The following is a 6,060-nucleotide window of genomic DNA, read 5'->3' as shown; positions in this document are numbered from 1 at the left end:
GCGCATGGGCCGCGCGCTCGACTACGGCATGGTCGCCATCAACCGCGTCAAGATCACCGGCGCGCCGATCCCGTTCGGCGGCGTCAAGCAATCGGGCATCGGGCGCGAAGGCTCGCGCCACGGGCTCGAAGCCTTCACCGATCTGAAGTATCTCTGTCTGGACGTCGCCTAGGTTCGTCCTGCCATCCCTCAAGGAGTTAAAAAATGCTCGACCAGTCCAACGAACTCGCCGCCTGGGATCGCGACCACTTCTTCCATCCCTCGACCCATATGGGCACGCACGCGCGGGGCGAAAGCCCGACACGCATCATGGCCGGCGGTGAAGGCGTCACCGTGTGGGACAACAATGGCAGGAAGAGCCTCGATGCCTTCGCCGGGCTCTATTGCGTCAATGTCGGCTACGGCCGCCAGAAGATCGCTGACGCCATCGCCGCCCAGGCGAAGAACCTCGCCTATTACCACGCCTATGTCGGCCACGGTACCGAGGCCTCGATCACGCTGGCCAAGATGATCATCGATCGCGCGCCGCAGGGCATGTCGCGGGTCTATTTCGGCCTCTCCGGTTCGGATGCCAACGAAACCAACATCAAGCTGATCTGGTACTACAACAACGTGCTCGGCCGGCCGGAGAAGAAGAAGATCATTTCGCGCTGGCGCGGCTATCACGGCTCGGGCGTGATGACGGGATCGCTGACCGGGCTCGACCTGTTCCACAACGCCTTCGACCTGCCGCGCGCGCCGATCCTGCACACCGAGGCACCCTACTACTTCCGCCGCGCCGACCGTTCGATGAGCGAGGAGCAGTTTTCGCAGCATTGTGCCGACAAGCTCGAGGAGATGATCCTGGCCGAAGGCCCGGAAACCGTCGCTGCCTTCATCGGCGAGCCGATCCTCGGCACTGGCGGCATCGTGCCGCCGCCGGCCGGCTATTGGGAAAAGATCCAGGCGGTGTTGAAGAAGTACGACGTGCTTCTGGTCGCCGACGAAGTGGTGACGGGCTTCGGCCGACTGGGCACCATGTTCGGCTCCGACCATTACGGCATCAAGCCGGACCTGATCACCATCGCCAAGGGCCTGACCTCGGCCTATGCGCCGCTGTCGGGCGTCATCGTCGCCGACAAGATGTGGCAGGTGCTGGTTGAGGGCTCCGACAAGCTCGGTTCGCTCGGCCATGGCTGGACCTATTCGGCACATCCGATCTGCGTTGCCGCCGGCGTCGCCAATCTCGAGCTGATCGACGAGATGGATCTTGTGACAAATGCCAAGGAGACCGGCGCCTATTTCCGCGCCGAGCTGGCCAAGGCGGTCGGCGGCCACAAGAATGTCGGTGACGTCCGCGGCGACGGCATGCTGGCAGCGGTGGAATTCGTTGCCGACAAGGACGACCGGGTGTTCTTCGACGCTTCGCAGAAGATCGGACCGCAGGTGGCGACAGCGCTTGCCGCAAGCGGCGTCATCGGCCGCGCCATGCCGCAGGGCGACATTCTTGGCTTCGCGCCGCCGCTCTGCCTGACCCGCGAGGAAGCCGACATCGTCGTGTCGAAGACCGCCGATGCGGTCAAGAGCGTGTTTGCCAATCTCTGAGATCGACTATGAATGCCATGACCAGAACCCTCCCCGCCACCATGGCCGCCGTGCTGCTTGTCGGGCACGGCGGGCCGGAAAAACTCGTCTACCGCAGCGATGTGAAAGTGCCCGCGCCTGCGCCAGGTGAAGTGCTGGTCAAGGTCAGCGCTTGCGGCATGAACAACACCGATGTCTGGGTGCGCCAGGGCGCCTATGGCACGGAGGAGGACGCTGCCGCCGTGTCGACATGGCGGCGCCAGGGCAACACGCTTGTTTTCCCGCGCATCCAGGGCACCGACACCGTCGGTACCATCGCCGCCGTCGGCGAAGGCGTGTCGCCGGAGCGTATCGGCGAACGGGTGATGGTCGATTTCTCCATCTACAATCGCGACGACGATTCGCTCGCCGACATCGACTATATGGGCCATGGCCGCGACGGCGGCTACGCCGAATACCAGGCCGTGCCGGCCGAGAATACGCATGTCGTCGATACCGACATGAGCGACGTCGAACTCGCCACCTTCTGCTGCGCTTACCTGACCGGCGAACAGATGCTGGAGCGCGCCGGCTTGAAGGCCGGCGAGCGCGTGCTGGTCACCGGCGCCTCGGGCGGCGTCGGTTCCGGCATCGTGCAACTGGCACGGGCGCGCGGCGCCATTCCCTATGCCGTCGTCGGCAAGGGCAAGGAACAGGCGGTGCTGGACATCGGCGCCGAGGCGGTCATCACCCGTGGCGTCGCAGACCTGCCGCAAGCCGTGATTGAAGCGACCGGCGGCCAACCGATCGACGTGGTGGCCGACCTGGTCGGCGGCGCGATCTTCAACGACCTCTTGCGTATTCTCAGGCCCGAAGGCCGCTACACGACCGCCGGCGCGATTGCCGGTCCGGTCGTGCAACTCGATCTCAGGACCATGTATCTCAAGCAGTTGCAGTTGCATGGTTCGAGCCAGGGCACGCGCGCGGATTTCCGTCGCATCGTTGGTTACATCGAGGCGAAGAAAATCCGGCCGCTGGTCGGTGGCGTCTACAAGCTCTCCGATTTCCACCATGCGCAGGCGGATTTCATTGCCAAGGATTTCGTCGGCAAGCTGGTGGTGGTGCCGGATGCCATGTGGGGTTCGGCTGGCTGAACACTCTATGCCTCAACCCTGCTGGGCCGCCCTCAACAGCATGCCGAACAGGTCGCGCGGTTCGTCGGGGTCGGCCAGCATGTCGAGTTCCTGGTAGAGGCCGGTCGACTTCAGCTGATCCCTGACATAGCGCAGCGCCGAAAAATCCTCGATGGCGAAGCCGACCGAATCGAACAGCGTGATCTGGCCGGAATCGCGCCGGCCTTGCACGGCGCCTGACATCACCTGCCACAACTCGATCACCTCATGATCCGGCGCAAGCTGCTGGATCTCGCCCTCGATGCGGGTCTGCGGCGGGTATTCGACGAAGATGTCTGAGCGCAGCAGGATATCGCGATGCAATTCGGTCTTGCCGGGACAGTCGCCGCCGACCGCGTTGATGTGCACGCCGGAGCCGACCATGTTGTCTGTGAGGATGGTGGCGTACTGCTTGTCGGCGGTGACGGTGGTGATGATGTCAGCCCCCTCGACCGCCTCCTGCGCGGTGCCGCAGGCGACCATGTCGAAGCCGAGACCGGCGAGATTACGGATGCATTTTTCGGTGGCCGAGCGGTCGATATCGTAAAGCCTCAGCCTGTCGACGCCGAGCAGCGCCTTGAAGGCCACCGCCTGGAATTCGGCCTGGGCGCCGTTGCCGATCAGCGCCATGCAGCTGGAGCCGGCCGGCGCCAGGTACTTGGCGGCCAGAGCCGACATCGCCGCCGTGCGCAGCGCCGTCAGGATGGTCATTTCGGACAGCAATACCGGGTAGCCATTGTGGACGTCGGCGAGCATGCCGAAGGCGGTCACGGTCTGGCGTCCCTCGCGCATGTTCTTGGGATGGCCGTTGACATATTTGAAGCCGTAGACTTCGCCGTCGCTGGTCGGCATCAGTTCGATGATACCCTCGGCGCTGTGCGAGGCGACGCGCGGCGTCTTGTCGAACAGCTCCCAGCGGCGGAAATCATTCTCGATGTAGCCGGCGAGTTCGACGAGGAAGCGTTCGACGCCGATCTTCAGCACCAGCTTCATCATATGATCGACGCTGACGAAGGGCACGATGTTGAGATTGGGGATCATTTTTTCTTATCCTTGCCGCATGCAGGCGCTCAGTCCTGGCGATGCGCGTTGTGTGCCTTCATCATTGTTGCCAGCGCCGGATCGTTTTGCTCCAGCACCCTGATGGCTCCGCCTGTGTCGTAGAGGCGCTCATCCTGGCCCATCTTGAACTTGGCTTCGAGCCGCCCGATCGGCAGGTCAAACCCTATGATACCAGGTATGCGCCGCTCCATGCCGCCTGGTCCGAGCTCACGCATGCCCCAGCGATCGTCGCGATCCTTCTCCAGCACGTCGACAAGCTGCAGGAGATGCCGGGCGGTGCCGTGATCGTCGAGCGGCACCGGATGCCCATGACAATGCACGACGGCAAAGTTCCAGGTCGGCGCGCTGTCGCGCACCGGATTGCGCGGATACCAGGACGGCGAGATGTAGCCATGCGGGCTGTGGAAGACAGTGATCGTCTCCCTGCCTTCGCTGATCAAGGTGCTGTGCGGATTGGCCCGGGCGAGATGCGAGATCAGCGTTCCGTTTTCACCCCGCGCGCGATCGAGCACGAAGGGAAGATGAGAGACGACAAGGCCCTGCGGTCCCGCTGTCACCACCGTGGCAAAGGCCGCGGCCTCGATCAGGCCGAACACCTCGTCGCGCGACAGTGGCGCGAACTCGGGCTTGGTATACATCAGGTCAGCTTCGCTGGGCGCGAACCGCCGGGATCAGGCCTTGCGGGCGAACCAGCAGCACGGCGATGACGCCCGACAGCACGATGGCGTCGCGATAGGGCGCGATCGCTCCCGGCAATGTCGCTTGCAGCAGCACCTCGATGATGCCGAGCAGGAAGCCGCCGGCGACAGCACCGGGCAAGCTGCCGAGCCCGCCGACGACGGCGGCGATAAACGCCTTCAGCACCGGCGTGAAACCCATCAGCGGGTCGACCGAGGCACGCTGCGCCACCCACAGCATGGCCGCCAGCCCGGCGAGCAGGCCGGAGAGCAGGAAGGCGGTGGCGATGATGCGGCTGGCCGGAATGCCCATCAGGCGCACGACGTCGAAATCCTCCGCTGCGGCACGCATCGCCGTCCCGGTCACCGAGCGGCGCAGGAAGACTTCCAGCGCAATCAGCGCCAGTGCGGAGACGACGATGGAGATGCTGGGACCGACGCCGATGGTGAAATCGCCGAAGGAGAAAGCGCCGGTCATCCAGCCAGGCATGGCGACAGCCTGCGGCCGCGCCGAAATGCCGTTCTGGAAGACGACCTTCAGCAGGCTGGAGACAGCGAAGCTGGTCAGCAACAGACTGGTGACGCTGGCGCCGCGCATCGGCCTGAACGCGATGCGCTCCATGGCGACAGCGGCGAGCGCGCCGCAGGACACGGCGACAAGCACCGCCACCGGGAACGGAAAGCCAAGCACCAGCGAGGCCAGCAGCGCATAGCCCGACAGCGTCATCAGTTCGCCATGGGCGAAGTTGATCAGGCCGACGATGGAAAAGACGATCGCCAGCCCGAGCGCCAGCAGCGCATAGACGCCGCCGAGGCTCACCGCATTGATGATCTGCTGCGCGATCATGCTTCTTAAGCTCCTAGATAGGCCTGGCGGACGAGGTCCGAAGAGGCGAGTTCTTTTGCCCTGCCCGACAGCACCACTTCGCCATTGGCGAGCACGACGGCGCGGTCGGCGATTTCGAGCGCCAGCGCCACATTCTGTTCGACCAGAAGGATGGTCAGGCCCTTGCGGCGCAGTTCGGCGATCAGGTCGAAGACGGTGTCGATCAGTTGCGGGGCAAGGCCGAGCGAGGGCTCGTCGAGCAGGATCATGCGCGGCTTGCCCATCAGCGCGCGGGCGATGGCCAGCATCTGCTGTTCGCCGCCCGACAGATTGCCGCCCTTGACGCGGTGGTAGCGGCGCAGGATCGGGAACAGCTCCAGCATCTCCTCTTCGCGCAGCCGCGCCTCGGCCGCCGGCTGATGCACCGCGCCGCCGAGACGCAGATTGTCGGCCACCGTCAGGCTGGCGAAGATGCGGCGGCCTTCCGGAACCAGCGCGACGCCCTTGCGGGCGATCGCCTCCGGCGCCAGGCCGGTGATGTCGACACCGTCGAAGACCACCTTGCCCGATGCCGCCGGCACCAGCCCGGCGACGGCGCCGAGCGTCGAGCTCTTGCCGGCACCGTTGGCGCCGACCAGGGCGATGATCTCGCCGCTGTCGACGGCGAGGTCGACGCGGCGCACCGCCTCGACCTCGCCGTACCGGATTTTCAGGGCTTCGACGCTCAGCATGACATCACGGCGCCGGAACGTCGGCGGCTTCGGGGATCAGGGTCTCGACA

7 protein-coding genes are annotated in these 6,060 nt (G+C 64.9%); 3 read left to right on the top strand and 4 right to left on the bottom strand.

The window, feature by feature from the left end; translation table 11 throughout:
• The 3 genes from EN969_RS13490 to EN969_RS13480 form a co-directional block, all read left to right on the top strand.
• On the top strand, positions 1–172 hold a 172-nt coding region (locus EN969_RS13490; protein WP_127419174.1), incomplete at its 5' end, for an aldehyde dehydrogenase family protein.
• A 32-nt stretch (positions 173–204) separates the two neighbouring features.
• Entirely contained in the window at positions 205–1,584 is a 1,380-nt protein-coding gene (locus EN969_RS13485) for an aspartate aminotransferase family protein (protein ID WP_063170117.1), read from the top strand.
• Between the two features lie 8 nt (positions 1,585–1,592).
• The gene (locus EN969_RS13480; protein ID WP_063170116.1) at positions 1,593–2,696 is read left to right on the top strand and encodes an alcohol dehydrogenase family protein; all 1,104 of its coding nucleotides are present in this window, start codon (positions 1,593–1,595) and stop codon (positions 2,694–2,696) included.
• Between the two features lie 12 nt (positions 2,697–2,708).
• On the opposite strand, the gene EN969_RS13475 is transcribed toward EN969_RS13480, so the two are convergent.
• Genes EN969_RS13475 through EN969_RS13460 form a run of 4 tightly spaced genes read right to left on the bottom strand, consistent with a single transcriptional unit; the run spans position 2,709 to position 6,010 of the window.
• Positions 2,709–3,755, bottom strand: a complete 1,047-nt coding sequence (locus EN969_RS13475) for an ornithine cyclodeaminase (RefSeq protein ID WP_063170115.1) — start codon at positions 3,753–3,755, stop codon at positions 2,709–2,711.
• A 29-nt stretch (positions 3,756–3,784) separates the two neighbouring features.
• Positions 3,785–4,414: an FMN-binding negative transcriptional regulator gene (locus EN969_RS13470; protein ID WP_063170114.1), complete on the bottom strand. Its 630-nt coding sequence runs from the start codon at positions 4,412–4,414 to the stop codon at positions 3,785–3,787.
• A gap of 4 nt (positions 4,415–4,418) precedes the next feature.
• A complete protein-coding gene (locus tag EN969_RS13465; RefSeq protein WP_027035600.1) occupies positions 4,419–5,300 on the bottom strand; it encodes a branched-chain amino acid ABC transporter permease in 882 nt (293 codons plus the stop codon).
• A gap of 5 nt (positions 5,301–5,305) precedes the next feature.
• Positions 5,306–6,010, bottom strand: a complete 705-nt coding sequence (locus EN969_RS13460; protein WP_063170113.1) for an ABC transporter ATP-binding protein — start codon at positions 6,008–6,010, stop codon at positions 5,306–5,308.
• Positions 6,011–6,060: the final 50 nt, after the last annotated feature.

The organism is Mesorhizobium sp. M7A.F.Ca.CA.003.01.2.1, from assembly GCF_003998945.1.
Taxonomy (GTDB): domain Bacteria; phylum Pseudomonadota; class Alphaproteobacteria; order Rhizobiales; family Rhizobiaceae; genus Mesorhizobium; species Mesorhizobium ciceri.
The sequence above is the reverse complement of the archived record's forward strand: the minus strand, read 5'-3'. Positions and strand labels throughout refer to the sequence as shown.

Coding starts and splice junctions, on each gene's coding strand:
- EN969_RS13475 (WP_063170115.1), bottom strand. CDS start 3,755: ATGATCCCCAATCTCAACATCGTGCCCTTCGTCAGCGTCGATCATATG.
- EN969_RS13465 (WP_027035600.1), bottom strand. CDS start 5,300: ATGATCGCGCAGCAGATCATCAATGCGGTGAGCCTCGGCGGCGTCTAT.
- EN969_RS13480 (WP_063170116.1), top strand. CDS start 1,593: ATGAATGCCATGACCAGAACCCTCCCCGCCACCATGGCCGCCGTGCTG.
- EN969_RS13460 (WP_063170113.1), bottom strand. CDS start 6,010: ATGCTGAGCGTCGAAGCCCTGAAAATCCGGTACGGCGAGGTCGAGGCG.
- EN969_RS13470 (WP_063170114.1), bottom strand. CDS start 4,414: ATGTATACCAAGCCCGAGTTCGCGCCACTGTCGCGCGACGAGGTGTTC.
- EN969_RS13485 (WP_063170117.1), top strand. CDS start 205: ATGCTCGACCAGTCCAACGAACTCGCCGCCTGGGATCGCGACCACTTC.